General features: G+C 61.4%; 28 protein-coding genes, 2 tRNA genes and 1 riboswitch. Of the genes, 24 read left to right on the forward strand and 6 right to left on the reverse strand.

Annotated features, from left to right (window positions below; genetic code table 11):
- The first annotated feature begins 9 nt into the window (after nt 1-9).
- The 5 genes from BLW66_RS13445 (at nt 10) to BLW66_RS13470 (ending at nt 6484) form a co-directional block, all read left to right on the forward strand.
- Nucleotides 10-1797: an ABC transporter transmembrane domain-containing protein gene (locus tag BLW66_RS13445; protein ID WP_089947683.1), complete on the forward strand. Its 1788-nt coding sequence runs from the start codon at nt 10-12 to the stop codon at nt 1795-1797.
- Between the two features lie 403 nt (nt 1798-2200).
- Nucleotides 2201-2626 (forward strand): peptidoglycan-binding protein LysM, encoded by a 426-nt coding sequence (gene lysM, locus BLW66_RS13455; protein WP_089947685.1) that lies wholly within the window; start codon nt 2201-2203, stop codon nt 2624-2626.
- A gap of 148 nt (nt 2627-2774) precedes the next feature.
- Complete coding sequence (locus BLW66_RS13460; protein WP_089947686.1) at nt 2775-4655, forward strand: acyl-CoA synthetase; 1881 nt, start codon at nt 2775-2777, stop codon at nt 4653-4655.
- Nucleotides 4656-4835: 180 nt separating this feature from the next.
- On the forward strand, nt 4836-5372 hold the full coding sequence (locus BLW66_RS13465; RefSeq protein WP_089947687.1) for a hypothetical protein: 537 nt from the start codon (nt 4836-4838) through the stop codon (nt 5370-5372).
- A 41-nt stretch (nt 5373-5413) separates the two neighbouring features.
- Nucleotides 5414-6484: an OmpA family protein gene (locus BLW66_RS13470; protein WP_089947688.1), complete on the forward strand. Its 1071-nt coding sequence runs from the start codon at nt 5414-5416 to the stop codon at nt 6482-6484.
- 31 nt (nt 6485-6515) lie between these two features.
- Here the strand turns inward: BLW66_RS13470 and BLW66_RS13475 are convergent.
- A tRNA-Thr gene (locus BLW66_RS13475) sits at nt 6516-6590 on the reverse strand.
- 95 nt (nt 6591-6685) lie between these two features.
- On the opposite strand from BLW66_RS13475, the gene BLW66_RS17955 reads away from it, so the two are divergent.
- The 12 genes from BLW66_RS17955 (at nt 6686) to BLW66_RS13530 (ending at nt 13937) form a co-directional block, all read left to right on the forward strand.
- Nucleotides 6686-6856 carry a hypothetical protein gene (locus BLW66_RS17955; RefSeq protein ID WP_170833481.1) on the forward strand — a complete coding sequence of 57 codons (171 nt, stop codon included), beginning with the start codon at nt 6686-6688 and terminating at the stop codon, nt 6854-6856.
- Between the two features lie 3 nt (nt 6857-6859).
- The gene (gene murA, locus BLW66_RS13480) at nt 6860-8125 is read left to right on the forward strand and encodes a UDP-N-acetylglucosamine 1-carboxyvinyltransferase (protein ID WP_089947689.1); all 1266 of its coding nucleotides are present in this window, start codon (nt 6860-6862) and stop codon (nt 8123-8125) included.
- Nucleotides 8122-8601 (forward strand): DUF2948 family protein, encoded by a 480-nt coding sequence (locus BLW66_RS13485; RefSeq protein WP_089947690.1) that lies wholly within the window; start codon nt 8122-8124, stop codon nt 8599-8601. Before murA ends, BLW66_RS13485 begins: the two co-directional genes overlap by 4 nt.
- The gene (locus tag BLW66_RS13490) at nt 8598-9092 is read left to right on the forward strand and encodes a GNAT family N-acetyltransferase (RefSeq protein ID WP_089947691.1); all 495 of its coding nucleotides are present in this window, start codon (nt 8598-8600) and stop codon (nt 9090-9092) included. Before BLW66_RS13485 ends, BLW66_RS13490 begins: the two co-directional genes overlap by 4 nt.
- A 31-nt stretch (nt 9093-9123) precedes the next feature.
- Complete coding sequence (gene hisD, locus BLW66_RS13495; RefSeq protein WP_089947692.1) at nt 9124-10428, forward strand: histidinol dehydrogenase; 1305 nt, start codon at nt 9124-9126, stop codon at nt 10426-10428.
- A 138-nt stretch (nt 10429-10566) separates the two neighbouring features.
- A complete protein-coding gene (locus BLW66_RS13500; RefSeq protein WP_089947693.1) occupies nt 10567-11037 on the forward strand; it encodes a UPF0262 family protein in 471 nt (156 codons plus the stop codon).
- Between the two features lie 4 nt (nt 11038-11041).
- The gene (locus BLW66_RS13505) at nt 11042-11500 is read left to right on the forward strand and encodes an arsenate-mycothiol transferase ArsC (RefSeq protein ID WP_089947694.1); all 459 of its coding nucleotides are present in this window, start codon (nt 11042-11044) and stop codon (nt 11498-11500) included.
- A gap of 198 nt (nt 11501-11698) precedes the next feature.
- On the forward strand, nt 11699-11917 hold the full coding sequence (gene infA, locus BLW66_RS13510) for a translation initiation factor IF-1 (RefSeq protein ID WP_008186030.1): 219 nt from the start codon (nt 11699-11701) through the stop codon (nt 11915-11917).
- 23 nt (nt 11918-11940) lie between these two features.
- The gene (locus BLW66_RS13515; protein WP_089947839.1) at nt 11941-12510 is read left to right on the forward strand and encodes a Maf family protein; all 570 of its coding nucleotides are present in this window, start codon (nt 11941-11943) and stop codon (nt 12508-12510) included.
- Nucleotides 12507-13535: a ribonuclease E/G gene (locus BLW66_RS13520; RefSeq protein ID WP_089947695.1), complete on the forward strand. Its 1029-nt coding sequence runs from the start codon at nt 12507-12509 to the stop codon at nt 13533-13535. Before BLW66_RS13515 ends, BLW66_RS13520 begins: the two co-directional genes overlap by 4 nt.
- Nucleotides 13532-13750, forward strand: a complete 219-nt coding sequence (locus BLW66_RS13525) for a DNA gyrase inhibitor YacG (protein WP_089947696.1) — start codon at nt 13532-13534, stop codon at nt 13748-13750. Before BLW66_RS13520 ends, BLW66_RS13525 begins: the two co-directional genes overlap by 4 nt.
- A gap of 112 nt (nt 13751-13862) precedes the next feature.
- Nucleotides 13863-13937 (forward strand) — tRNA-Phe (locus BLW66_RS13530).
- A 41-nt stretch (nt 13938-13978) separates the two neighbouring features.
- Here BLW66_RS13530 and BLW66_RS13535 read toward each other — a convergent pair.
- Nucleotides 13979-16414, reverse strand: a complete 2436-nt coding sequence (locus BLW66_RS13535; protein WP_089947697.1) for a GcvT family protein — start codon at nt 16412-16414, stop codon at nt 13979-13981.
- A gap of 101 nt (nt 16415-16515) precedes the next feature.
- Between BLW66_RS13535 and BLW66_RS13540 the strand changes: the two genes are divergently transcribed.
- The 7 genes from BLW66_RS13540 (at nt 16516) to BLW66_RS13570 (ending at nt 22070) form a co-directional block, all read left to right on the forward strand.
- The gene (locus BLW66_RS13540) at nt 16516-17433 is read left to right on the forward strand and encodes a LysR family transcriptional regulator (protein ID WP_089947698.1); all 918 of its coding nucleotides are present in this window, start codon (nt 16516-16518) and stop codon (nt 17431-17433) included.
- 88 nt (nt 17434-17521) lie between these two features.
- Nucleotides 17522-18124: a class I SAM-dependent methyltransferase gene (locus BLW66_RS13545; protein WP_089947699.1), complete on the forward strand. Its 603-nt coding sequence runs from the start codon at nt 17522-17524 to the stop codon at nt 18122-18124.
- 131 nt (nt 18125-18255) lie between these two features.
- Complete coding sequence (locus tag BLW66_RS13550) at nt 18256-18855, forward strand: TetR/AcrR family transcriptional regulator (protein ID WP_089947700.1); 600 nt, start codon at nt 18256-18258, stop codon at nt 18853-18855.
- 12 nt (nt 18856-18867) lie between these two features.
- Complete coding sequence (locus BLW66_RS13555; protein WP_089947701.1) at nt 18868-19725, forward strand: SDR family oxidoreductase; 858 nt, start codon at nt 18868-18870, stop codon at nt 19723-19725.
- 168 nt (nt 19726-19893) lie between these two features.
- On the forward strand, nt 19894-20646 hold the full coding sequence (locus BLW66_RS13560; RefSeq protein ID WP_089947840.1) for an amino acid ABC transporter substrate-binding protein: 753 nt from the start codon (nt 19894-19896) through the stop codon (nt 20644-20646).
- A 6-nt stretch (nt 20647-20652) separates the two neighbouring features.
- Entirely contained in the window at nt 20653-21327 is a 675-nt protein-coding gene (locus BLW66_RS13565; protein WP_089947702.1) for an amino acid ABC transporter permease, read from the forward strand.
- The gene (locus BLW66_RS13570) at nt 21324-22070 is read left to right on the forward strand and encodes an amino acid ABC transporter ATP-binding protein (RefSeq protein WP_089947703.1); all 747 of its coding nucleotides are present in this window, start codon (nt 21324-21326) and stop codon (nt 22068-22070) included. Before BLW66_RS13565 ends, BLW66_RS13570 begins: the two co-directional genes overlap by 4 nt.
- Here the strand turns inward: BLW66_RS13570 and BLW66_RS13575 are convergent.
- Genes BLW66_RS13575 through BLW66_RS13590 form a run of 4 tightly spaced genes read right to left on the reverse strand, consistent with a single transcriptional unit; the run spans nt 22067 to nt 25144 of the window.
- Nucleotides 22067-22801: an ABC transporter permease gene (locus tag BLW66_RS13575; RefSeq protein ID WP_089947704.1), complete on the reverse strand. Its 735-nt coding sequence runs from the start codon at nt 22799-22801 to the stop codon at nt 22067-22069. The two genes, BLW66_RS13570 and BLW66_RS13575, sit on opposite strands and share 4 nt — an antisense overlap.
- A complete protein-coding gene (locus BLW66_RS13580) occupies nt 22801-23526 on the reverse strand; it encodes an ABC transporter ATP-binding protein (RefSeq protein ID WP_089947841.1) in 726 nt (241 codons plus the stop codon). Before BLW66_RS13580 ends, BLW66_RS13575 begins: the two co-directional genes overlap by 1 nt.
- Entirely contained in the window at nt 23523-24209 is a 687-nt protein-coding gene (tenA, locus tag BLW66_RS13585; RefSeq protein WP_089947705.1) for a thiaminase II, read from the reverse strand. Before tenA ends, BLW66_RS13580 begins: the two co-directional genes overlap by 4 nt.
- Nucleotides 24206-25144, reverse strand: a complete 939-nt coding sequence (locus BLW66_RS13590; protein WP_089947706.1) for an ABC transporter substrate-binding protein — start codon at nt 25142-25144, stop codon at nt 24206-24208. The genes tenA and BLW66_RS13590 overlap by 4 nt, the downstream gene beginning before the upstream one ends.
- A 41-nt stretch (nt 25145-25185) precedes the next feature.
- Nucleotides 25186-25275: riboswitch (TPP riboswitch) on the reverse strand.
- Nucleotides 25276-25362 lie beyond the last annotated feature (87 nt).

Here is a 25362-nt window from a genome sequence, read left to right on the forward strand (position 1 = left end):
GGAGGCATTATGGCAAAGGCATTAGGCAGCGAGGCGGAGCGCGCGACGTCCAAACGGATCGGCGCCCTACAAGCACTTTGGCCGTTCACGCGCCCCTACCTTGCGTTGATGGTCGCGGCGCTGATGGCGCTGACGCTGACGGCCTGCGTGTCGCTGGTGCTGCCCTTGGCGGTGCGCCGCGTGGTGGACGGTTTCGGCACCGATGAGGCGGCGCTGCTGGACCAGTATTTTGGCGCGGCTTTGGCCGTTGCCGCGTTGCTGGCGGTGGGTACGGGCCTTCGCTACTACCTTGTGACCCGTTTGGGGGAGCGCGTCGTTGCGGACATTCGCCGCGCCGTGTTTGACCGGACCATCAGCATGGGGCCGGAGTTCTTCGAGCGTGTAATGACGGGCGAGGTGCTGTCGCGGATCACCACGGATACGACGTTGATCCTGTCGGTGATCGGCTCCTCCGCGTCCATCGCGCTGCGCAACGCGCTGATCCTGATCGGCGGGTTGGTGTTGATGCTGCTGACCTCTGCCAAGCTGACGGCGCTTGTGCTGTTGATCGTGCCTGCGGTGATCGTGCCCATTATTGTGCTAGGGCGTCGCCTGCGGGTGCTATCGCGGGAGAACCAAGACCAGATCGCGGCGTCCTCTGGCAATGCGTCGGAGGCGTTGCTGTCGGTGCAAACCGTGCAAGCCTTCACCAATGAGACACCGTCCCGCGCCAAATTCGCGGGCTTCACGGAAGCCGCCTTTGACGCAGCGCGCAAGCGGATCGGCACCCGTGCGGTGATGACGGTGATCGTTATTTTCCTCGTGTTCACGGGCGTTGTTGGCGTGCTGTGGATTGGCGCGCGCGACGTGCGCGCGGATATCATGACGGCGGGCGAATTGGTGCAATTCCTGATCTACGCCATCATGGTCGCGGGGGGCGTTGCCGCCCTGTCCGAAATCTGGGGCGAGTTGCAACGCGCCGCTGGCGCGACGGAGCGCTTGGTGGAATTGCTGACCGCAGAAGACACCGTGAAAGACCCTGCCAAACCTGCGCAGATTGATCGCCTGACGGGGGCTGTGCAGTTTGACGACGTGACCTTCAACTACCCCGCGCGCCCCGATGTGGCGGCGTTGGACGGGGTGTCGATTGACGTGGCACCGGGCGAGACGATCGCGCTGGTCGGCCCATCCGGGGCGGGCAAGACCACGATCATCCAGTTGCTGCTGCGGTTCTATGACCCCACAAGCGGTGCCATCCGGTTGGACGGGCACGACCTGCGCGACATGGCGCGGCAGGACTTCCGCCAGTCCATAGCACTTGTGCCACAAGATCCGGTGATCTTCGCGGCCTCTGCTCGTGAAAACATCCGCTTTGGCCGCCCTGACGCCACCGACGCCGAGGTCGAGGAGGCCGCGAAGGCCGCCGCCGCGCATGACTTCCTGACCAAGCTACCAGACGGCTATGACAGCTATGTGGGGGAGCGCGGGGTGATGCTATCGGGCGGCCAAAAGCAACGGATCGCCATTGCCCGCGCCATTTTGCGTGATGCGCCGATTTTGCTGCTGGATGAGGCCACATCGGCGCTGGACGCCGAGAGCGAGGCCTTGGTGCAAACCGCCGTGGACCGCCTGAGCCGTGACCGCACCACCTTGGTGGTGGCGCACCGTTTGGCGACGGTAAAGAAGGCCGACCGCATTGCGGTGTTCGACGACGGCAAGATCGTCGCGATGGGCACACATGACGCGCTGGTGGCGCAGGGCGGCTTGTACGCCCGTTTGGCCAAGCTGCAATTCACAGCAGGGATCGCGGCGGAATAATCCGCCGCGCCGATGCTTGTTTAGTGGCAGTGGTAGGGTTTGGAACCCGCGTGACAGCACTGGCCCTGCGGCGAGTCCTTGCGGCACCCGCCGCCGTGATGGATTTCATTCGCAAGAAGAGTGGCCGTGCTGACGGCAGGTTGTGCGGCTATGCTGGCCGATGTACTGACGGCCAAAGCTGCAATGTAGATGAAGAGTTTCAATGGGTAATCCTATGATGTTAACGATTCATTAACCTTGGTTAACACCACCGCCCCCCCAGTTTATGACGAAATTGAGACTTCACGGTTTACTCACAGGCGGGCGTTTAGCGCGCGGAATTCCCCGCAAGTGTAGCCTTGCCAAATCGGACGGCGCGGATCATCGTCGGGGGTAACTGCAATATTACCTAAGGAGATACGACATGGGACTGTGGAGCTTTGTGAAAGACGCTGGGAAATCGTTGTTTGGTGCCGCTGAAGCCGCCGAGCCGGATGCCGCGACTTTGCAAAAAGAGATCTCGGATCTGGGTCTGGATGCCTCTGGCCTTGATATCTCGGTGGAGGGCGACAAGGTCAAAGTGACCGGCGACGCCGTGAGCCAAGAAGTTAAAGAGAAGATCATCCTTGCCGTGGGCAACGTCGAAGGCGTGGCCGAAGTCGAGGATGAGGTGGCCGGTGGCGACCCCGTGTTCCACACGGTCCAAAAGGGCGACACGCTGTGGGGCATTTCGGCCCAAGCTTTGGGCAACGGCGCGCGCTACGAGGAAATCTTTGAAGCGAACAAGCCGATGCTGACACATCCGGACAAAATCTACCCCGGTCAGGTGCTGCGCATCCCGCAAGGCTAAGGCCGCACAACTATATGATGAAAAGGGGGCCGGTTTGGCCCCTTTTTTACGTTTTGGCGTTGCGTCAGTCTTGCGTGACGCTGCTTTCCCTTTACGCTTGGTTACAACACAACGACGACCCGATAACGGGTTGCTAAGGGAGGATAATATGGGAAACTTCGCCACTAAGGCGGATCGGGACGCGATTCAGGCCGAAAGCGCTTGGGAGGATCGCGATCTTCCGCGCACAATGTATCAGTTTCTGACCGCCACGAAGGACAAGTTTGGCGAACGCGATGCGTTCTCCTACCAGCTGACCTCTGGCGCGAAGGACAAGAACGAAACCCTGAGCTGGAACGAGCTGCACGGCAAATGCTGTCAGGCCGCCAATATGTTCAGGGAGTTGGGCGTCGGCGAGAATGACGTTGTCGCCTATATCCTGCCCAACGCCAGCGAGACCGCATTTACGCTGATCGGCGGCTCCATTGCGGGGATCGTGAACCCGATTAACCCGCTGCTGGAGCCTGAGCAGATCAGCGCGATCCTGCGGGAAACCAACGCCAAGGTTGTAGTGACGCTGAAAGCGTTCCCGAAGACCGACCTTGCCCAAAAGGTGGCGGAGGCCGTGGGCTACGCGCCCAATGTCAAAACCGTGCTGGAGATCGACCTGCTGCGCTACCTGAGCGGGATCAAGAAGTTTATCGTGCCGTTCATCCGGCCCAAAGTGCCAAGCTCGCACCATGCCAAGGTGCTGGATTTCTGTGCGGAGATGAAGAAGCAGCCGACAACGCTGGCTTTCCCCGACAGCGCGGGTGACCGCGTCGCGTTCTACTTCCACACAGGCGGCACGACGGGCATGCCCAAGGTCGCGCAGCACAAGTATTCCGGCGTCGTCTACAACGGCTGGTTGGGGCGTAAGCTGCTGTTTACCGAAGAAGACGTATTGATGTGCCCGCTGCCGCTGTTCCACGTCTTTGCCTCCCATGTGGTGTTGATGTCGGTGATTGCTTCTGGCGCGCATGTGGTGTTCCCGACTCCGCAAGGCTACCGCGGGGACGGGGTGTTCGATAACTTCTGGAAGCTGATTGAGCGCTACAAGGTGACGTTCATGATCACCGTGCCCACGGCGATTTCTGCGTTGATGCAGCGTCCGGTCGATGCGGACATCTCCAGCCTGCGGATCGCGTTTTCCGGCTCCTCACCCTTGCCGGTAGAGCTTTACAACCGCTTCGAGAAAGCCTGCGGCGTGACCATCGTGGAGGGCTACGGGCTGACGGAGGCGACGTGCCTTGTGTCCATCAACCCGCCCTCGGGGGAGAAGAAAGTGGGTTCCATCGGGATCCCGTTCCCGCACACGGATGTCACCATCCGCAACGTGGCGAACGGGTCTGAATGCGCCGTTGACGAGATCGGCGAGATTTGCCTGTTTAACCCCGGCGTTTACGCGGGCCACACCTACACGGAGGCGGACAAGAACGTCGATCTCTACTACGACGGCAAATACCTGCGCACGGGCGACTTGGGCCGACTGGACGGAGACGGCTATCTGTGGATCACCGGACGCGCGAAGGATTTGATCATTCGCGGTGGTCACAACATCGACCCCGCCGAGATCGAGGAGGCCTTGGCCGGTCATCCGGATGTGGGGTTTGCGGGGGCCATCGGGCAACCCGACGCGCATGCGGGCGAAATTCCTTGCGTCTATGTGGAGCTGGTCGACGGTGGCAAAGCCACGGTTGACGAGTTGATGGCCTTTGCCAAGGAAAAGGTCCACGAGCGTGCGGCGCACCCCAAGTACATCGAACTGATGGACGAACTGCCGAAAACGGCAGTTGGCAAAATCTTCAAGCCGGAACTGCGCAAGATGGCCATTACCCGTATCTACAACGCGGCGCTGGCCAAGGCGGATGTCGCGGCAGAGGTCGTGTCGGTGTCGGAAGACAAGAAGCGCGGGCTGGTGGCCATCGTTGCCAAGCGTGGCGAGGTCACGGAAGACGCGGTGAGCCATGTGCTTGGCGCCTTCACCCGCCCGTGGGAATGGGTGGACTAGGCCGGACCACATTGCAGGCCGATCTAGCGCCCGCCCCAGCAGATGTTGGGGCGGGCGCTATTCTTTTGAAAAAAAGGGTGACTGCATTTCGCCGCGCTTGCTGTAGGCTGGTCGGTGATAGCCCCGTGTCGGGCCGCCGCAACCCGCACGGATATGACGTATAAACGGAGCGCCATTTCTATGCCCTTTCGACGCACATCTAACTTTTGGCTGGTTCTCGGGCTTTTGTGCTCCGTTACGTTTGCGGGGCCGGTCTTTGCGGATGCCGCGACGGAGCGGTGGGACCAGATCAAGGATTCAGGTGATCCGGCCTTGATCACCAAGTTCCGCGAAGACTTCCCCGGAAGCCCGCATGATCTGGACGCGTTGGTGATCCTTGCCGCGCTGATTTCCAAGTCGGACACGGGCGACGCGCCGGTGATTGGGGCGGTGGCGTTCAATGCACCCCTGACGGGGTTCGGCGACAGCTTTAACGGTCAAAGCATTCGCGAGTTGCTAGAGACGTCCCCGAAATTTGCGCCGGTCGAAGGGTTGCCAGAGGAGTTTTGGAAAGAAAAAACCTGCAACGATTGCCACACTTGGACGCAAGAGGCCCTGTGCACGCAGGCCACGCATTACACCAAAGACGAAAATGTAAACCGGTTGAACGTGGAGCACCCGTTGGGGCGCCCGTTCAAAGAAGCGCTTCGGGCGTGGGCCGAGGGGGGATGCCTTTAGGCCGCGCGACGCTAGTGCGCTCAACAGTATTGGAGGTTGTTATGACTAGATTTCTACGCCTTTCCCGTATTCTTTCTTTTGTTCTACTGATCACGGGCGCGCCGTCCTTCGCGCAAGCCCAAGAGCCGTTCGGCGCGGGATGGACGCTGGATGCGGAAAGCTCGCGCATCGGGTTTCAGTCCATCAAGAACCAAACCAAGGTGGAGCAGTCCAGCTTCGCCACGCTGTCTGGCGCCATTGACCCGAACGGGTCCGCGGAAATTCGCATCGCGCTTGATAGCGTCGACACGAAGGTCGACCTGCGCAACGTGCGGATGCGGTTCTTGTTTTTCGAGTCGTTCAAATACCCCGAGGCCATCGTGAAAGCGCGCCTGTCCCCCCGTCTGATAGAGGAGCTTCGGGCCGAGCAGCGCAAGATCGTGACGCTGCCAGTCACGCTTGACCTGCACGGCATCACGCAGTCGCTTGAGGCGGTTTTGGCGGTGACGCTTCTGGACGAGGCGCGGGTCTCCGTGGCCACTTATGAGCCGATTGGCATCGACCTTGCGGCATTTGACCTGCTGGGTGGATTGCAAAAGCTGGAAGAAGCGGCAGGGGTGACGATCGTTCCCACAACGTCGGTGAATTTCGACATCGTGTTCAATTCCAATTCCAATTCCAATGACAGCGGAGCGGCACCAGCCCCTGCCGCGCGCGAAGGTGTGGCGTCCGCGGCGCTGGAGCCGGAGGGGGATTTCAGCAAAGACGCCTGTATCGGGCGCTTCGAGATATTGTCGCGCACAGGGAACATCTATTTCAACACCGCCTCCGCACGGCTGAGTAGTGACAGCGAACCCTTGCTAAAGAATGTCGTGGATATCGTGCGCCGCTGCCCCGAACTGACAGTGCAGGTCATTGGCCACACCGACAGCGAAGGCACACTGGAGGCGAACCAAGCGCTGTCAGAGCGCCGCGCGGCGTCCGTGGTGGCATATCTGGCGAAAAACGGCGTCTCCAAATCGCAGGTGCAATCGTCTGGCGCGGGGGAAACCCAACCCGTGGCCCCCAACACAACCGCCCAAGGCCGCAAACAAAACCGCCGCATAGAATTCGCACCAGTGGCGGCCCAGTGAGGCCGGATGTGTCTGAAGACTAGGGGAAAGATGGTGCTGTGAGAGAGGATTGAACTCTCGACCTCACCCTTACCAAGGGTGTGCTCTGCCACTGAGCTACCACAGCATCTTCACTTGCGTGTGGGCGGGGTATTAGGGTGAAAACCATCTAGGCGCAACCCTAATCTGGACCCTTTTCGCGCCCTAGGTTAAGACGGTCCCATGAGTGATCAAATGACCCCCAAAAACCCGCCTAAGCCACCAAGTGCCGCGCAAACGCGCGAGGCGCGGTTGAAGGCCGCGCTGAAGGCGAACATGGGGCGTCGCAAGCAGCAGGCACGCGCCAGAAAAACACCCGAAGATACGGGCAATAACGAGAATAAAGGGCAGTAACACATGGATAAGATTATCGTCACGGGCAACGGCCCGCTAAACGGGGAAATCACGGTTTCGGGCGCGAAGAACACCTGTTTGAAGCTGATGACGGCTGCCCTGCTGAGCGACGAGCCGCTGACGTTGACCAATGTGCCGCGCCTGTCGGACATCGGCACGCTGTCGGAACTGCTGGAATCGCTGGGCTGCGAAGTGGCGCTGCTGAATGGCGGCAACGTTATGGTGCTCTCCGCTGGCGAGATTACCAACCGCAAGGCCGAATACGAGATGGTGCGCAAGCTGCGTGCGTCCTTCAACGTGCTGGGGCCACTGGTCGCACGTGAAGGGGAGGCGACCGTTTCCCTGCCAGGGGGCTGCGCCATTGGTGCGCGTAAGGTTGATTTGCACCTGATGGCATTGGAAAAGCTCGGCGCGGAGATCACGCTGGACGAAGGCTATGTGCATTGCTCTGCCCCGAACGGGTTGACGGGCGCTGTCATTGAATTCCCCTTCGTGACGGTTGGCGGCACGGAAAACGCGATCACCGCCGCCACGCTGGCCAAGGGCACGACCGTTATCAAAAACGCGGCGCGGGAGCCGGACACGGTTGATCTGTGCAAATGTCTGGTGGCGATGGGGGCCAAGATCTCTGGCGCGGGTACGTCCGAGATCACGATTGAGGGCGTCGACCGCCTGCACGGGGCAACCCACGAAGTCATCGCCGACCGCATCGAGATGGGCACCTTCATGATTGCGCCTGCCATTGCGGGCGGCGAGGTGGAGCTGATCGGCGGTCGCCGTGACCTGATCGAAGTGTTCTGCACCAAGCTGGAGGCCACGGGGGTTGTCATCACCGAGACCGCGCGCGGGTTGAAGGTGTCGCACAATGGTGACCGCTTGGCGCCCGTCGACGTGGAAACAGAGCCTTTCCCCGGATTTCCTACGGATTTGCAGGCGCAGATGATGGCGGCGCTTTGCACCGCCAACGGGACATCCCAACTACACGAGACAATTTTCGAGAACCGCTTTATGCACGCGCCGGAGCTGATCCGCATGGGTGCCAAGATCGACGTGCAAGGCGGCCACGCCACGGTCACAGGCGTCGGTCAGTTGAAGGGTGCGCAGGTTATGGCGACGGACCTTCGGGCCTCCGTCTCGCTTATTCTGGCAGGGCTTGCCGCTGAGGGGGAGACCACCGTGGGGCGCGTCTACCACCTTGATCGCGGCTATGAGCGGATTGAGGAAAAACTGGGCGGCATTGGCGCAATGATCAAACGGGTTCCGGAATGACCACTGACGCGCGTTTTGAAGATGGGGCGGAGCGGCCTCTGCGCCTGAAGGCCGAAGGCAGCGAGGACATCACAGTGCTGTCCGCGCTGACCCAAGATGCGGTTTTCCCGATGTCGGAGACCACATGGAAGCCGGCGCAGCGCCGGTTTGCGGTGCTGCTGAACCGTTTCCGCTGGGAAGATCTGCCCGCCGCCAAACGCCATGGGCGCGATGTGGAGCGGGTGCGGGCGGTGCTGGCCTTTGATGACGTCACCAAAGTGACGTCCAGCGGGCTGGACCGCAACGACCCTGACTTGGTGTTGTCCTTGCTGTCGATCACTTGGCAGCCGTCGGAGGACGGGGCAGGGCGCTTTGAGTTGACGCTGGCGGGTGACGGCACAATCGCACTGGACGCCGAATGCATCAACATCACCCTGCAAGACGTGACGCGTCCCTACATTGCGCCGTCGCGCAAAGCGCCTAACCATCCGGAATGAAGCTCCGCACGCTCACCAGCGCTGACGCGGAGGAGTTCCACGCGCTGCATATTGAGGGCGTGGAAACCTATCCGACCGCCTTTCTGCGGTCTGTGACGGAGGTGCGCGCCACCAGCCCAGAACGGACGGCCCACGTGCTCGACAGCGGCAAGATGACGGGCGCGTTCTCGGAGGATGCGCTCGTGGGGTTCGCGGGGCTTGGGCGTAATGATTTCGCGTCGGCCCGCCACCGCGCGCAGGTCGGGCCGTTCTATGTGAACCCCACTTTCCAAGGACAAGGCGCTGCGCAGGCATTGATGGATGCGCTTGTGACGAGGGCTTTGGGTCTCGGGTGTTTGCAGATGGAGCTTTATGTGTGGTCGGGCAACCCGCGCGCGCAACGCTTCTACACGCGCAACGGCTTTGAGCAGGTGGGCGTTGTCCCGCGTTCCGTCATAATTGACGGCGTGCCCTACGACGATTTATTCATGGTGCGGCTTTTGGATCGTTGAGCCTGCCTGCGCCGCACGGTATGGAAGGCGCATGCCTATATTTCTCAACAGCGCTGACGCTGACTTCGACACCAAATTCGCCCAGCTTCTAACGATGAAGCGTGAAGACAGCCCCGATGTGGACGCTGTCGTTGCAGACATCATTGCTGATGTGCGCGCGCGCGGCGATGCGGCGGTGATAGAGCTGACCTCCAAATTTGACCGCTTGGACCTGACGCCGGAGACCATGGCGTTCTCGCGCAAGGAAATGGACGACGCGATTGCGACCGTACCCGCCGACCAACGCGCCGCGCTGGAGCTGGCCGCCGACCGTATCCGCGCCTATCACGACCGCCAATTGCCGCAAGACGCCACATGGGACGGGCCGCACGGCGAAATGCTGGGCTGGCGCTGGACCCCCGTTGAGGCCGCAGGGCTATATGTGCCGGGCGGCTTGGCGAGCTACCCGTCGTCGGTGCTTATGAATGCGATCCCCGCGCAGGTCGCAGGGGTGGAGCGGCTGGTGATTTGCGCCCCGACACCAGACGGGACGACGAACCCGCTGGTGCTGCTCGCCGCGCGCCTGTCGGGCGTGGAGACCGTGTACCGCGTGGGCGGGGCACAGGCGATTGCGGCGCTGGCGTATGGCACGGACACCATCGCGCCCGTCGACAAGATCACCGGACCGGGCAACGCCTTCGTGGCGGCGGCCAAACGCCGCGTGTTCGGGCGCGTGGGCATCGACATGATTGCAGGCCCGTCAGAAATTTTGGTTATCGCCGACAAGAATAACGACCCCGATTGGGTTGCGGTCGATTTGCTGTCGCAAGCGGAGCACGACGAGAGCGCGCAAAGCCTGCTGATCACCGATGACGCGGCCTTCGGGGCGGCGGTGGCCGACGCTGTCGAGGCCCGTTTGCAAACGCTGGAGCGCCGCGATATCGCGGGGCCAAGCTGGCGGGACTTTGGCGCAGTGATCGTTGTGAAAGACATGGAGGAGGCGCTCGTCCTGTCAGACAGGATCGCGCCAGAGCACCTTGAAATTGCGTGTGAAAATGCCGACGATCTGGCTGCGCGCGTGCGCCACGCTGGCGCGATTTTCATCGGGGCCTACACGCCGGAAGCTATTGGCGACTACATCGGCGGGCCGAACCACGTGCTGCCAACGGCCCGCTCCGCGCGGTTCTCCTCTGGGTTGTCGGTGATGGATTTCGTGAAGCGCACGACGATGGCGCGGATGACGCCGGACGCTTTGAAGGCCATCGGCCCTGCGGCAGAAACGCTGGCAAAAGCCGAAGGGCTGGAGGCGCACGGCCTATCGGTCCGCGCCCGTTTGGACCGGTTGAACGACGTATGACGGGGTGTGCACGCGGTACCTTGCGTCAAAGCGCATAACGTGCGGTATTTACGGGCGGCGCTTGAGGTGTCGGCATATTAGAATTGGTTAGGCTTTCGGCGACTTAAAGTAGTGCGAAGTGCAAAAGGTAGTGACGGTATGAGCCAGCTTTGTGAGATCACCATTGACGACAGCGGCTTGCCGACCCCCACTGCGGAGATCGAGCAGGAGCGCAAGGTCGCCATCTTTGATTTGCTGGAGGCGAATGAGTTCGCGCTGCCGCAAGACGGCGCGCCGGAGGGGCCTTACAAGCTGGACCTGTCCATTCGCGAACGCCGTTTGGTATTCGATTTACACACCGAAGACGACCAGAAGGCGGCGGAGTTTCACCTGTCACTGGGGCCGTTCCGGCAGGTGGTAAAGGACTACTTCCAGATTTGCGAAAGCTACTTTGATGCGGTGAAAAAGCTGCCCCCCAGCCAGATCGAGACGATCGACATGGCGCGGCGCGGCATCCACAACGAAGGGGCCCGCGTACTGGAGGACCGCCTAGAGGGCAAGGCGATCATCGACACGGACACCGCCCGCCGCCTGTTCACCCTCATTTGCGTTTTGCATTTCGGCGGCTAAGGGCATGGGTGTGGATAAACCTCAATCGGTTTTGTTCTGCTGCGACCACAACGCCGTGCGCTCGCCCATGGCTGAGGGCTTGATGAAAAAGTTCTATGGCACGGATATCTACATCCAGTCGGCGGGGGTCAAAAACGATCTGGACGTGGACGGTTTTGCCGTCGCGGTGTGCCAAGAGATGGATGTGGAGCTGTCACGTCACCGCACGCGCTCCTTCGAGGAAATGCAGGAATGGGGCGATGACCTTTCGGGGTTCGACCTCATCGTGTCGCTTAGCCCAGCGTCCCAGCGACTGGCGCTGGAGTTGACGCAAATCTACCATTTGACGGTAGAATACTGGCCGATCCTTGACCCAACGGGGTTGGGGGAGGGGCGCGAGGAAAAGCTGAATTCCTACCGCATGGCCCGCGACCAGATCAAAGACCGTATCTTGGGCCGCTTCGGCGCGCCGACCAACCTGTAAGCACAGAATCAGCCGTACGGGCGCGCAAAACCCGCGCGTATTCGGCCCTTTGCACGCCAGTAGAGCGGTCTGCACCCCCGATCCCCCGACATTTGTGCCGCGTTCCTTGGTGTTTGCGCACAATCCCCTTGAAAACCCGTGAGTCCCGGCGCATTTAGTGCCAGTCCGCACTTTGGCGGGCACAACAACGGAGTGAACATGGCCAAGGAAGAACTGCTCGAATTCCCCGGCGTCGTGAAGGAACTCCTGCCTAACGCGACATTCCTGGTCGAGCTGGAAAACGGCCATACGATCATCGCGCACACGGCAGGCAAGATGCGCAAGAATCGCATCCGCGTTCTGGCAGGCGACAAGGTACAGGTCGAGATGACCCCTTACGATCTGACCAAGGGTCGGATCAACTACCGCTTCAAGTGACCGCTCTGACCCGGGGTGCCGGGTTGAAGCTCGTGCTCGGCTCCGGCTCGCCACGGCGGCTGGAGCTTTTGGCGACTCTGGGTATCGTCCCAGATGACATCCGCCCCCCCGACATCAACGAAGACCCGTTGCCGGCCGAGAAGCCGCGCGAATATTGCCGCCGCATTGCGCGCAGCAAAGCGGAGGCCTTGACGCTGGCGGAGGGCGAGGTCGCACTTTGCGCTGACACGACGGTGGCCTTGGGCCGCCGGATCATGGGCAAGCCCGCAGATGCGGATGAGGCGGCGAAGTTCCTGATGTCGCTGTCGGGGCGTCGCCACCGTGTGATCACGGCAATGGCGGCCAAATGCGGCGACCAGATTTGGACGGCGGATGTTGTAACCGTCGTGAAGATGAAGAACGTATCAAACGAAGAGCTGAACGCCTACCTCGCCACCAACGACTGGCAGGGCAAGGCGGGCGGCTACGGCATCCAAGGGCCTGCGGGGGCGCTGATCCCGTGGATACAAGGCTCCTACACCGGGGTCATGGGACTGCCCGTGGCGGAGGCCGCGCAATTGCTGAAAACAGCGGGATATGAGGCGACACGATGAAGGGTGCATTGATAGTTTTGGGGGAGTTGGCTGGCCGCGACGCGGCGGCCCGCATGGTCGACGGCATTCTGGACGACCTGCTGCTGGCCCCTGACGACAACGCCCCACCCGCACCCGGTGCGATCTACCGCGCTGTGGCCGACCGCCCCTTAAAGGGGCAGGGCGGCATGATGATGACCCTTCCCGACGGGCAAACTGCGCTGTTTCGCGGCGCACAGGGCCTAAAGCCCGGCACGACGATGCTGGTTCAGGTGACGTCCTACGCGGAGACGCATAAGGCGGTTCCGGTGACGGACCGGCTGATTTTCAAGGGGCGCAGCGTAATCGTGACGCCGGGTGCCAAGGGGCTGAATGTCTCGCGGCAAGTGCGTGACGAGGATGCGCGCGAGGAGCTTCTGGAGGCTTTGCACCGCTCGCGGGCGCCGGAATCCGGTCACGGTGTGATCATTCGCACCGGCGCGCTTGGGCTGGATCCGGACGCCATCGCGGAGGAGGCCGACAGCTTGCTGGATTTGGCCGACGCGGTTCTGGCGGATGTGGACGGCGCGCCGGAGCTTTTGGTCGACGCGCCCGGCCCACATGATTTGGCGTGGCGCGACTGGCCCCACGCAGACAAGACGGTTGAAGGCTTCGAGGCCTACGGCGTGCTGGACGCTTTGGCGGAGCTGGACCGCGCGGAGGTGCCGCTGGGCCAAGCCTCCATGTTCATCGAGCCAACCCGCGCCTTGGTGGCGGTCGATGTGAACACCGGCGGTGATTTCTCTCCCGCGTCTGGACTAAAGGCCAATCTGGCGGTGGCAAAAGCCCTGCCGCGGATGTTGCGCCTGCGCGGCCTTGGCGGGCAGATCACGCTTGATCTGGCGCCGATGCCGAAGAAAGACCGCAAGCAGTTCGAAATATCGCTGCGCAGCGCCTTCAGGGCGGACCCGATCGAAACGTCGCTGGTGGGGTGGACGCCGCTTGGGCACTATGAATTGCAGCGCAAGCGCGAACGTTTGCCAGTGCCTACGGGGCTGGCGCAATGAGCTGCCCGATTTGCGCCAAGGAGGCGGTCGAAAAGTTCCGCCCGTTCTGCTCCAAGCGCTGTGCCGACGTCGATTTGGGCCGCTGGATGAGCGGATCTTACGCAATAGCCAGCGAGGACCCCGATGATGATGACGAATTGATGCAAGAGCTGGAGAAGAAGCTGGGCGAAATCGCCGCTGGCGGCCCCGCAGGGGATGGCTCGAAGCCACATTAACGTCTTCTGGGAGAGGTTTTTTATTTTTCGTGCACAAGGCTCTGGACACCACGAAAACACTGGCCTAGATAGTCCCACGTTCGCAGGCAAACACCCTATGCGAACGCCCGGTGCCCGGGTAGCTCAGGGGTAGAGCAGTGGATTGAAAATCCTCGTGTCGGTGGTTCAAATCCGCCCCTGGGCACCACTTTTACCCCCTTTATGATAGATACCTAGCACCCAAGTCGGCTAGCTTCGCATCCGTGCGAACGTCGGATCGTAGGGGGAGGGGGCGATGACTTCGGCGGCGATCAGGTCTCCGTACATATCCAATTCCACAACAGTCCCGACTGTGGCGAGCATAGGGTCGATGAACGCATAGGCTAGGTTAATGCCGAGCCGGTGCCCCCACTCCGCCGATGTGACGGTGCCCACGACGTTCCCGTCCTGCATCACCGAGGCGCCGCCGTGGGCGGGGGCGTGGGTTGCGTTGATCTTGAGTGTAACGAGCTGCTTGGTCGCGCCCTCTGCCTGTCGCCGGATCAGGGCGTCCTTGCCGTTGAAGTCGCCTTTGTCGATTTTCACGAACCGCGACAGGCCGGTCTCAAACGGATCAAACTCCGTGATCAAATCGGCCTTCCAGTGCAAAAAACCTTTCTCCATGCGCATCGTGTCCACGGCGCGGGCGCCGAACAGTTTCATGTCATATGCCTCGCCGGCTTGGCGCAAAGTTAGATAGACGGCGTAAAGCGATGCGTTGGGGACGTGAATTTCATACGCCAATTCCCCAGAGAAACTGACGCCCATGACCGTGGCGGGGGCGAAGCCGATGAAGCATTCGCGCACCGACAGCCATGGGAACGCGGTGGCGGACCAGTCACCGCGCGCACAGCTTGCGAGTACCGCGCGCGCGTTGGGGCCGGCGAGGACAAGGATGGTGTAGTCATTGGTCAAGCTGCGCAGCGCTACGTCTTCGCCGTCGCGCTGGTGGGCTTTGAGCCAGTCCATGTCATGGCTCTCGCTTGCAGCGGCGGAGCCGTACCAAAGCCGCGCCGGACCGCGATCAGAGGCGGGGAGGTTGGCGATTGTGGCCTCTGCCTTGACGCAGCCTTGGTGGTTGAGCAGATAGCCCAGCCCGACGCGCCCATCGCGTTTGGCGACGGTGCCGCAGAACATGCGGTCAAGGAAAGCGTGGCGGTCGGCACCGGTGATTTCGATCCGGTTGAAGCCGTTGACCTCTGCCAAGCCCACGTTTTCCGCGACGTTGCGCACTTCGGCCCCGATGACGTCGAATGCTTCGTCAAAGTCGAAGCTCAAGTTGGGGTGAAAGTCCGGCGCGGGTTTGATGTAGTCGACCCGTTCCCAGCCGTTCACAACGGTGAATTCCGCCCCCTCTGCCGCCATGATCGGGGTGAGGGGGGTGGTTTTGGCGGGCCGCCCGGCGGGGCGGTGCTCATGGGGGAAGTGAAAGCGGAATTCGTTTTGGTAATCCTCAATCGCTTTGAGGGCGGTTAGCTCGACATTTGTGTGGCCAGCAAAACGGCGCGGGTCGATAACCCATGTGTCGTAGCAGGCCTCCCCATGCACGATCTGCTGCGCCAGAAGCCAGCCGTGGCCGCCGCCTTCGCCAAGACCCGCGCGTAAGCCGATGATGCAGAACGCATTGCGCTTGTTCGGGATCGGTCCGACCAGCGGGGCCCCGTCAATCGTGTAGGTGATGGGGCCGTTGACGACGCGTTTGATCCCTGTGTCCATCAGGACCGGCATGCGCTCGAACGCGCCTTCCAAGACATCCATCACACGGTCCATGTCGTCGGGGCACAGGTCATTGGAAAACTCTGGGCTGATGCCGTCCATCCCCCATGTCTTGCAGTCCTGCTCATAAAAGCCGACCAGCAACCCGCCTTTTTCCTGACGCGAGTAGTAGTCCGAGATCGGGCAGCGCAGCAGTGGCATACGGTGTCCAGCCTCCGCGATCGCGGGGATGTCTTCGGTGATGAAATACTGATGCTCCATCGACGCGACGGGATGGTGTACCCCCATCATCGCGCCGACTTCATTGACGCGGTAGCCGCAGGCGTTGACCACAATATCGCAGTCGATGTCGCCGTGCAGCGTGTGCACCGTCCATGTGTCGTCTTTGTGCTGGGTGAGCGCGGTCACCGGCGTGTTGCGGTAGACCTGCGCACCGGCCTTGCGCGCATGATAGGCCAGCGCCTGACACAGCTGCGCGGGGTCGATGTCGCCGTCTTCGCCGTCCCAAAGACCGCCAAGCAAATTGTCGGTAGAGATGAGCGGATGGCGGCGGGCGCATTCCTCTGCGTCGATTACTTCGTACTCGACCCCCATGCCTCGCGCCATGGAGGCAAAGTGGCGATACCCTTGCATCTGGGCGGGGGTGTTGGCCAGCCGGATGCCACCGTCGCCGTGGTGATACCCCACGGGATATTCGGGGTCGTCTCGCAGTTTTTTGTAAAGCGCGATGGAGTGGGATTTCAGCCCGACCATCGTTTGTGTCATGCCGAAATTCGTGACCTGCGCCGCGGAATGCCAAGTCGTGCCCGACGTCAGCTCGTCCCGCTCAACAAGGACGACGTCGCTCCAGCCTTCTTGCGTCAGATGATACAGTGTGGAGCAGCCTGCGATGCCACCACCGATAACGACAACCTTGGTCCGAGTCTTCATGGCATGCTCCCTTTTGCGCCTTGGCTGCAGAGTTGCAAAAGAACATTCCTTTGAAAAATAGTTTAATACGAGGTATTAAGCCTGAAAATCAGAGGTTAATGATGCCCATATCCCTTCGCGCGATGCGCTACTTACAGGCCGTGTTGCGCCAAGGCAGCATCACGGCGGCGGCGGAGGAGATGAATGTCGCGGCCTCGGCAATCGCGTCGGCGCTCAATCAGGCGGAGGACGCCTTCGGGATGGCGCTGGTGACGCGGGCGCGGTCCAAGGGGGTGTTTCCCACCTTGGCGGGGCACGATGTGCAGCGGCGCGTCGACGATCTTCTAGAGCGCTATGATGCGCTACTAAGCGATGTTTCCGATTTGCAGTCAGGACTTTCGGGAAATCTGGCGATTGGCTTTAACGCCCCCATAGCGCCTGCGTTTCTACCCCAAATCTGCGCGCCATTGCTTCAGGCGCACCCTGACGTGACCCTGACGCTGAGGGAGGCAGATAACACGTCGGCGCAGCGCGACCTGATAAACGGCCAGCTCGACGTGATTATCTACGTAGCGGAGCTGCCCAACCCGCAGATCGAGACGCAATCGCTGATCTACGCACCCACGTATTTCCTATGCCCAGCGGACCATCCGCTTGCGGCGGGTACGTCTGTGTCGGTGTCCCAGATCGCGCGCGAACCGCTGATCCTTTTGGACCGACCTGCGGCGCGCGGCTACTACATGGACCTGCTGGAGCAAAGCGGGGAGGCGTTGCACATCGTCGCCACCGTTAACTCGACCGAAATGGTCCGCTCCATGGTGGCGGCGGGGCTGGGCGTCTCACTGCTGAATATGCGCCCGCGCGAGGTGCCGCCCTACGCAGGGCGCGACATCCGGTGCTTGCCTATATCGGGCGCGTCGTCGGGCGTCACATTTTCACTGGGCTTCGCGCCTGGGCCAAAACGGCGGTTGGTGCAAATGTTCATTGACGACTGCACCGCGTTTTTCGACGGGCCGGAAGGGGCCAAACTGATCGTATGACTATGCGCGTGCGTGGCCGGTGGAAGAGCCGCGTGCAACCCTGTATGGACGGGAAAGATGCGATGACAGCTTTGAAGGTGGACGTGTTTTGACACAGCGAGAGGGCGAATTGCGCGCCGATTTTGTGACGGGTGCGGTTGCGCACCGTCTGCGGTTCGGCGGCGGGCGCGGTCAGGATCTGGCTAAGGCGATGGGCTTGCGGGCTGGCAAAACACCGATGATCGTCGACGCGACAGCGGGCTTGGGGCGCGACTCTTTCCTGCTGGCGTCGCTGGGCGCAAAAGTCACGATGGTAGAGCGCTCCGACGTCATGCATGGCTTGCTGGTTGAGGGGATGAACAGGGCGGCAGAGGAAGGCGGCGTGTTTCGCGAGATCATCGACCGCATGACCTTGCTGAAGGGCGACGCGAAAGACCTGCTGCCTGAATTGTCCGCCGAGGCGGTGTTGATCGACCCGATGCATCCCGAACGCAAGAAATCCGCGCTGGTGAAGCGGGAGCTACGGCAGGTCCGAGAGATTGTGGGCACCGACGATGACGCGGCCGATTTGCTGCGCGTGGCGCTGGATCACGCCAGCAATCGGGTGGTGCTGAAATGGCCCGCCAAGGGTGATCCGATTGAAGGCGTGCGGCCCTGCAATCACCAAATATTAGGAAAATCAACGCGCTACGACGTGTTTATGACGGTATAGCCTCGCTGTTTTCAGCGTAGTGGTCCATGCTCTCACGAAAGCGTGTTAGCGTTGTCGACGGGGCGTGATTGACGCGGGCGCGGTGTGGTCGATATGAGTAATGAATATTCATTACTGAAAAGCATTGTACCATGAAGCGACCGACCCACGACGCAATTAAAGACAAAATTCGCAGAGGTCTTGTGCGTGTTGTGGCCCAGAAGGGGATCGGCGGCACCTCAATCGGCGCGGTCGCCAAAGAGGCGGGCGTGTCTGCGGGGACGATATATCTCCACTTTGCTGACAAATCCGATCTGCTTCAGCAGGTGTACCTGCACATCAAAAGCGAGTTCCACGCGGCCATCGTTGCCGCCGCCGAGGAGGCGGACAGCAAGGCGATGATCGAGCGCATGTGGCGCGACATGCTGGCGTTCACGACGGCGCAACCGCTGGATTTTCTGTTCATTGAATACGCAGGTGCCGCACAGGTTTTGAACCCAGAGCAGGCCAAGCAGGTGCTTGGCTTTCAAGACGACATCACCGCGATGCTCCAGCGCGCAATCGACGACGGAACTGTGGCGCAAATACCGGTCGAGACGATCGTAACTCTGCTGGTGGCCCCCGCGATGCATTTGGCGCGCGTGAGTGCGTTGCACAACAAGCCGACCCCTGCGGCGCAGATCGACCTGACTTTCGAGCGGGTCTGGATGTCCATCGCGGGGCCCAATCCGTCCTCCTCCCCACACAATTGAATTGGAACCCATATGTCCAAAGTTATCCTTGTCACCGGCACCTCCACTGGCCTTGGCGTCAGCATCGCCGTGCAAGCGGCGCAGGCGGGGCACACGGTTTATGCCACCATGCGCAACCTCAAGAAACGTGACACCTTGGACGCCGCAGCGGCAGAGGCTGGCGTAGCGCTCAACGTGCTGCACCTCGACGTGCAAGACAGCGCGTCGATTGATGCGGCAGTCGACGCGGTGATCGCGAAAGAGGGGCGCATCGACGTGTTGGTTAACAACGCAGGCGCTGGCTTCGTGCGCTCCACCGAGCAGGCGAGCGAGGAAGACGTGCAGTGGGTTATGGACGTGAATTTCATGGGCGTTATGCGGTGCACTAAGGCGGTGATGCCGCATTTTCGGCAGCAACGCGCGGGCCATGTGGTGACGGTGTCTTCCGTCGGCGGTTTGGTCGGGCAGCCGTTCAACGAGATTTACTGCGCCGCCAAATTCGCGGTGGAGGGCTATATGGAGGCGATGGCGTCCTACATCACACCCAGCTTCGGGATCAACTTCACCTGCGTGGAGCCGGGCGGCATCAGCACAGAATTTGCCCCCAACGTGATGAAACAGCTCGAAGAAACGGGCGGCATGCTCGACGATGAATACCTTCCGATCCTGCAAAAATACGTGGGTGGATCGCAAAACCGCCAAGACGGGTCCGATATTTACCAAACGCCTGATGAGGTCTCGGCGGTTGTGATGAAATGCGTGGAGGCAGAAGACCCGCCAATCCGCGTGCGTACATCCGTCTGGGCGGAGGATCTGACCTCGCTTAAAACCAGCCTCGATCCCGACGGCAAGAAAACCCAAAGCAAGGTCATCGCGCAGTTTCTAAGCTGACGCTGTGCGCCGGCGATGATGCGCCGGTTATCGTTCCAAGAGTAATCGCCCGCGTGGAATAATGTTCTGCGCGGGCGAAATTTATGACCACATTAGACCTGTCGTGCGCGACCCCATTGAAGCCTTCTACGGGGATGTTACCTGCGGGGTAACTCAATGGAGAAAAACATGAAAAATATCCTAGCATCCGCCGCCTTGGCGCTGACCACCACCTTCGGCGCAGCACAGGCTGACACGCTGAACGTGGGCATGTCCGGCGGCTATTTCCCGTTCACCTTCGTCAAACTTGACGTGTTGCAAGGCTTCGAGGTTGACTTCATCAACGCCATCGCGGCCGAAACCGGCGACGACGTGAACTTTGTCACCATGTCCTTTTCCGGCCTGATCGGCGCGTTAGAATCCGGCCGCATTGACACCATCGCGAACCAGATCACCATCACGCCGGAGCGTGAGGCCAAGTTCGCCTTTTCCCAGCCCTATGTTTTTGACGGGGCACAAGTCGTGGTCAAAGCAGGCAACGAGGACACGATCACCAGCGTCGACGACCTCAGCGGCAAGACCGTGGCCGTCAACCTTGGCTCCAACTTTGAGGAGCTGCTGAACGAGCTGCCGAACGCTGCGGACATCGACATTCGCACCTATGAGAGCAACATCGCGCAAGACACCGCCCTTGGCCGCGTCGACGCCTTCGTGATGGACCGCGTGTCCTCTGCGCAGCTGATCGCGGAAAGCCCGTTGCCACTGTCGCTGGCTGGCAAACCGTTCAGCGAAATCCGCAACGCGCTGCCGTTCCGCAATGACGCCGAGGGCGCCGCGCTGCGCGACCGTGTTGACGCTGCGATCACGACACTTCAGGAAAACGGCAAGCTGGCCGAAATTTCCAACAAGTGGTTCGGCGCAGACATTACAACCGCGGAGTAACCTCAGATGTCGGCACTAGATTTCGGATACATGTGGAGCCTGGTGCCCATCCTTTTAAGCTATGTCCCGCTAACGCTGTTTATGGCGTTGGTGGGCATGGCCTTCGCCTTGGTTCTGGCCTCCGCGATGGCGGTAGAGCGGGTGTTTCGCGTGCCGGTGCTGGACCATTTTGTGCGGCTGTTTATCAGCTTCTTTCGCGGCACGCCGCTGTTGGTTCAACTGTTCCTGTTCTACTACGGCCTGCCGCAAGTCCTGTCGTTCATGAGCGGGATTAACGGCGTCTCGGCCACGATCATGGGGCTCACGCTGCATTTCTCGGCCTATATGGCCGAAAGCATCCGCGCCGCGATCATGGGCGTGGACCGCAGCCAGTGGGAGGCAGCGCAGGCCGTTGGCATGACCCAAGGCCAGATGATGCGCCAGATCATCCTGCCGCAAGCCGCGCGTGTCGCGGCACCGACCCTGGTGAACTACTTTATCGACATGATCAAAGGCACGTCGCTGGCCTTCACGCTGGGCGTCACCGAACTGATGGGCGCGACCCAGAAGGAAGCGGCGGGCAGCTTTTTGTACTTTGAGGCTTTCCTTGTGGTGGCCGCGATTTACTGGATCATGGTCGAGGCGCTGGCCTTCGGTCAACGTCACCTAGAGGTCTATTTGAACAAGGCGCATGCACGATGACATCCCCCTCCGGCATTGCCATATCCGACCTGAACAAGGCTTTCGGTGACACACATGTGCTCAAGGACATCTCTCTGGAGATCGCGCCCGGCGAACGCGTGGTGGTCATTGGCCCGTCCGGCACGGGCAAGTCCACGTTGCTGCGGTCGCTGAACTTTCTGGACCGGCCCGACAGTGGCACGATCCGCGTGGGTGACCTGAGCGTTGATGCTGCGAAAGCGTCGCGCGGGGATATTCTTGCGCTACGCCGTCGCACGTCGTTTGTGTTCCAGAACTATGCTCTGTTCGCCAACAAGACCGCGCGCGAGAACATCACGCAAGCGCTGATCACCGTGCAGGGCAAATCCACCGCCGACGCCAACGCGCGCGCGGATGCCATTCTGCGTGAAACCGGCTTGGCAGATAAGGCAAATTCCTACCCCGCAGCCCTGTCTGGCGGGCAGCAGCAACGCGTGGGCATTGGCCGTGCGATGGCGCTTGATGCGGATTTGATGCTGTTTGATGAACCGACGTCGGCCCTTGACCCTGAATGGGTCGGGGAGGTGCTGGACCTGATGCGCCGCGTCGCGGAGAAGCGGCAAACCATGCTGATCGTGACCCACGAGATGCAATTCGCCCGCGAAATCGCCGACCGGATTATCTTCATGGATGGCGGTCACATCGTGGAGCAGGGGCCCCCCAGCCAGTTGCTGGAAGCCCCGCAAGACCCGCGCACCAAGGCGTTTTTGCGCAGGGTGGTTTAACGCGGCCCGTCCAGCTTCGCGGCGAGCAGCGACACGGATTTGTGTAAAACAACGGTGAACAACGCCAAGGCGATCAGGCTCGCGAACATCAGGTCAATCTTGGCCCGCCCATTCGCCAGCAGCATCAGGTAGCCCAAGCCTTTCGACGCGCCGACCCATTCCCCGATGACCGCGCCGATGGGCGCGTAGACCGCCGCCAGCTTCAAACCGGACGCCAGCGCGGGTAGCGCGTGGGGGATTTTGATCCGCCACATGACCTGCGACTTTCGCGCGCCCATGGTGGAGGCGAGGTCCAGCAAAGCAGGGGGCACCCGCGTCAGGCCGTCATAGAAAGACGCGGTGACGGGGAAGTAGATGATCAGCACGGCCATCACGATTTTCGACGCCATCCCGTAGCCGAACCACAGCGTCAGGATCGGGGCCAGTGCGAAGACGGGCACGGCTTGCGTGAACACAAGCAGCGGCAGCACCAGCCGCGCCAGCCGTGGGGCGGCCGCCAGTTGGATCGCCGTAACCGCGCCTAACACAGACCCGATCAGCAGGCCCAGAAGCACCTCCGTCGCGGTGACCAGCGCGTGCTCTGCGATCAGGGCGCGGCTGCTGATGGCGGTGGTGGCAACGCGCAAAGGGTCCGGTAGGATGAAATGCGGTGCGTTCGTCACCCACACCAAAAATTGCCACAGCAGCAGCCCGAAGGCGGTCGCTAACATAGGATAGGTAAAGCGGGTCATTATGATGTGCCCCTCAGATAGGCCAGCAGCGCCGCTTGCGCCTGTAGGGTTTGCGGATCGTCCACGTCGCGGGCAGGGGGCGCGTCGGGCACGGCCCATGATGTGATGCCGGTCTCGGATAGTAGCTTGATGTGGTGGCCAAGGCGGCATGCCTCCGCCGGATCATGGGTGACAAGCAGCACGGTTTTACCGCGCAAAACCTCCGCCGCGAGGTCTTGCATGTCCGCCCGCGTGCCCGCGTCCAGCGCGGAGAACGGCTCATCCAGCAACACCAGCGGGCGGTCTTCCATCAAGGTGCGCGCCAGTGCTGCGCGTTGGCGCATGCCGCCCGACAGCGCGGCGGGCTTTTTGTCGTGATAGGCACCAAGCCCCACGCGGTCGATCATCGCATGGGCCTTGTCCAGATCGGGCCGCTCCCCACGCAGCCGCGCGCCAAGTACCACGTTGTCGCGCACGCTAAGCCACGGCAGCAGCAAATCGGTTTGCGCCATATAGCCCGCGCGCCCGTCGAGGGGATGCCCGTCGTCGGCCGTGACCGTGCCAATGAAACGGCCTTGGGTCGGCAGCCCGAGGATCAACCGCAAAATCGTTGATTTCCCGACGCCAGACCGCCCCAGAAGGCAGGTCCACTGACCTGCCTCCAGTCTCATTTGTGTGGACGCAAACAGCGGCCTTGTCTCAAGGCCGTAGCTGCCGGTGAGCGTGATTTCAGGCGCGCGCGTCACGCCCCGCACAACCCCATGTCCCAAAAACCGACCTCCAGTTCTGTGGCGGTGGTGAAGCGCGTTTGCAGATGCGCCCAGCGGGGCGTGGTGTCGAAGGCGTCGCCCAAGCGGCGCACGACGGCACCGTCAAACATCGCGCCAACGTCGGCCATCACCTGCTGGTAGTCGTCATCCGCATAGGTGGCGATCCATTCCGCGTAAGGCGTGTCCGGCACGGCGGTTTGCGCCAGTCGCAGCCCGATTTCGCCGTAGCCAAAGCAGCAGGGCGCAAGCGCGGCGATCAGGTCCAGAAAGTCCCCTTGGACACCTGCGTCCAAGACGTAACGGGTGTAGGCAAGGTTCTCTACATCCTCCTTGGCGGCGAACAGCGCCGCCTCGCTTATGCCCGCAGCCGCGCAGGTTTTGACGTGCAAGGACATCTCGTGGTTGACCAATGCGTCCACCGTGCGGGCGCAGATTTTCATCTCGTCCAGCGTTTCGGCTTTGACCACACCCAGCGACCACGCGCGGGCGAAATGCACCAAGAACACGTAGTCTTGCACCAGATAGTGCAGGAACGACGCGCGCGGCAGCGTGCCGTCGCGCAGGCCTTCTACAAATGCGTGCTGGGTGTAGGCCGCCCAAGGTGTCGGGCAGCCTTCGCGCAGCTTGGCGAAGACGCGGCCATACTCGGGCGCGCTCATTGGGTGGTCACATCGACTGCGATGTCAGCGACATCGTTGATGGCAGGAACAAGGCCCGCATCGTGTAGGAAGCTCTCGAACCGGGCATAGCGTCCGACGTCCATCGCGGCGGGGCGCAGGGCAAAGCGGGGCAGCGTGTCGGCCCAAGCGCGTTTGTTCAACTCGTCCTGCAACTCCTTGGAGGTGCCGGAGAACAGCTCCCAGCTGGCCTGTGGGTGGTTCACCATGTATTGCGTGGCCTTTTCGGTGGCAGCCAGAAAGCGGCGGATCATATCGGGGTCCATCGTTTCGGAGTTTGCGACGTAGATCAGCTCGTCGTAGGGGGGCAGGCCCTCTTCCTCGACAAAGAAGCAGCGGCCCGCAACGCCTTCGATATCCATCTGGTTCAGCTCGAAGTTGCGGTAAGCACCGATAACCGCGTCCACCTGACCCGACATCAGCGAGGGCGACAGCGACCAGTTCACGTTGACCAGTTCCACGTCGTCCAGCGGCACACCGTGCTTGCGCAAGATGGTGCCCAACACGGCTTCCTCAACGCCACCGACGGAGAAGCCAACCTTGCGGCCTGCCAGATCGGCAGGTGTCTTGATCGGCCCGTCCTCCAACACCAGCAAGCAGTTCAGCGGCGTGGCAACAAGCGTGCCCACGCGCTTCAGCGGCAGGCCTTCATGGATCTGCATATGCAGTTGCGGCTGATAGGACACCGCCAGATCGGCCTGCCCGGCGGCGACCATCTTTGGCGGGTCGGAGGGATCGGCGGGGGCGATGATTTCCACGTCCAGATCGACATCCGCGAAATAGCCGCGTTCCTGCGCCACGATGATTGGTCCGTGGTCGGGGTTCACAAACCAGTCCAGCATCAAGGTCACTTTGTCTTGCGCCACAAGGGGCGAGGCGAGCAGGGACAGGGCGGCCGTAAGGGATGTCAGCTTCATTGGGTCTCTTTCTCCGAGCAGCGAAAAAAAGGGGACCCGCAATGCGGCGACGATTACCCTCCCTCCGCCAGCATTATCTGGTTCAGGTTCAAAGGGTACATCTCAGCCTTTCGGCGCCCCCGGTAAGGCATCGATAGGTCAGTGACGCGGCGTCGTCAACATCTGCATGTGAAGGGGGTATGCGTGGAACCGCGGGCGTCTGGTGAAGGTCCGGACGC

It is taken from the genome of Litoreibacter albidus (genome assembly GCF_900107015.1).
Classification (GTDB): domain Bacteria; phylum Pseudomonadota; class Alphaproteobacteria; order Rhodobacterales; family Rhodobacteraceae; genus Litoreibacter; species Litoreibacter albidus.